Consider the following 1,073-nt stretch of genomic DNA (forward strand, 5'->3'; position numbering starts at 1 on the left):
TTTTCTAAGATATAAAGTTCTCTTCTATCTTCTAAGAAAAAGTTTGAAAAAGTATTCGGCAGGCCTGGGCAATCTATTTTATCTTCACATCGTAATTTATTGCTCGTTACAAATTCCCTCACTTGTCGTAAATTTTTTAGACAATTCTGCGTAAAAGGATCTCAATATTACATTCGAATGTTAGTCATCGAACTGAAGGATTCGATGAAATAATTCAGACTTAATTTTTGATCATATTTTCTAAAAAATTTATTAACACTTATTAATAAGAATAGTTCTTTCTAAAAGAAAATATTAAAATTAAAACATATCAGTTTCTAATGCTTTTTTTCATTCTTCCCTATACATTCCATGCGAAGGGAGAATTAAGAAAGGGTCCTAATATACCGGAACCTATGGTATTTGATTTAGTTTTGCCGCTAGGAAGTGACAGAGGTAAGTACGAGCTTAATACCTTATTTCAATATAACGAAAAAAATAAAACGTTAGAAACAAATCCTGAATTTGAATATGGGTATGCCAAAGGCCATGGCATTGAATTTGAATTACCTACAGAAAACTCATCAATTCAAGCCTATAAAGTTTCCTTGCAAGGGACATTTAATCTTTTTCTAACACAACATTTTATTCATGGCTGGCAATATATATATCAATACAACAAACAAAGCAAAGCGCATGAAAATAGTGTTTTATATATTTTTGGATACCAATTTAATGAGAAGTTAAGCACATTAAATATGGGTGGATTTCGTATTACTGATATAAGTTCAAACGGTGCAGTTGAAGGTTTAATGAATGCAAACTTGTTTTATGGTTTTTCAAAAAAGTTGTTATTAGGTTTGGAAATTAATTGGGAAGTTAGAACAAATCTTTCGGATTCAATTTTAGCCATGCCCCAAATTCATCATCTGTTAGCAAAACATGTTGAACTTCAATTTGGCATGGGTATGTTAAACATGAATCATCATTATTCTCCTCATGTTGTGACTCGAATAGTATTTGATTTTTAATTCTTAATTAGCCGCTGATGCTTATAGAAAAAGAAAATTCTAAAAATATTTGTAATTTAACTT

General features: G+C 29.8%; 1 protein-coding gene. It reads left to right on the forward strand.

The features are described from left to right. The first annotated feature begins 320 nt into the window (after nt 1-320). A complete protein-coding gene (locus C7H79_RS17185) occupies nt 321-1,010 on the forward strand; it encodes a hypothetical protein (RefSeq protein ID WP_106708438.1) in 690 nt (229 codons plus the stop codon). The last annotated feature ends 63 nt before the right edge of the window (nt 1,011-1,073 follow it).

It is taken from the genome of Nitrosomonas supralitoralis, assembly GCF_003011925.2.
Taxonomy (GTDB): domain Bacteria; phylum Pseudomonadota; class Gammaproteobacteria; order Burkholderiales; family Nitrosomonadaceae; genus Nitrosomonas; species Nitrosomonas supralitoralis.

Bases quoted from the DNA above. Each gene is read 5' to 3' on its own strand.
- C7H79_RS17185 (WP_106708438.1), top strand. From the start codon at position 321: ATGCTTTTTTTCATTCTTCCCTATACATTCCATGCGAAGGGAGAATTA.